This is a genomic window from Streptomyces sp. YIM 130001 (assembly GCF_003574445.1).
Classification (GTDB): domain Bacteria; phylum Actinomycetota; class Actinomycetes; order Streptomycetales; family Streptomycetaceae; genus Streptomyces.
On sequence record NZ_KZ984604.1, the window covers coordinates 1 to 343 of the forward strand.

Consider the following 343-nt stretch of genomic DNA (forward strand, 5'->3'; position numbering starts at 1 on the left):
ACTGGGTTGCTTCACGAAACCGACGGGAAATGACGCGAGAGGTGAGAGGTCATGACTGACTACTTCGAGTACCAGTACACGGTCGGCTTCGAGGAGACGAATCTGGTCGGCAATGTGTACTACGTGAATTATCTGCGCTGGCAGGGGCGGTGCCGGGAGCTGTTTTTGAAGGAGGAGGCTCCGGCGGTGCTGGCGGAGGTGCAGGACGACTTGAAGCTGTTCACGCTGAAGGTGGACTGTGAGTTCTTTGCCGAGATCACCGCGTTCGACGAGTTGTCGATCCGGATGCGGCTGGCGGAGTTGGGGCAGACGCAGCTGGAATTCACCTTCGACTATGTGAAGG

Annotated in this window: 1 protein-coding gene; it reads left to right on the forward strand. The window is 57.7% G+C overall.

Annotated elements, in window-relative coordinates; all coding sequences use genetic code 11:
• Positions 1-51: 51 nt before the first annotated feature.
• Positions 52-343, forward strand: a 292-nt coding sequence (locus tag DSC45_RS35575; RefSeq protein WP_162929466.1) for an acyl-CoA thioesterase, incomplete at its 3' end; no start/stop codon positions are given.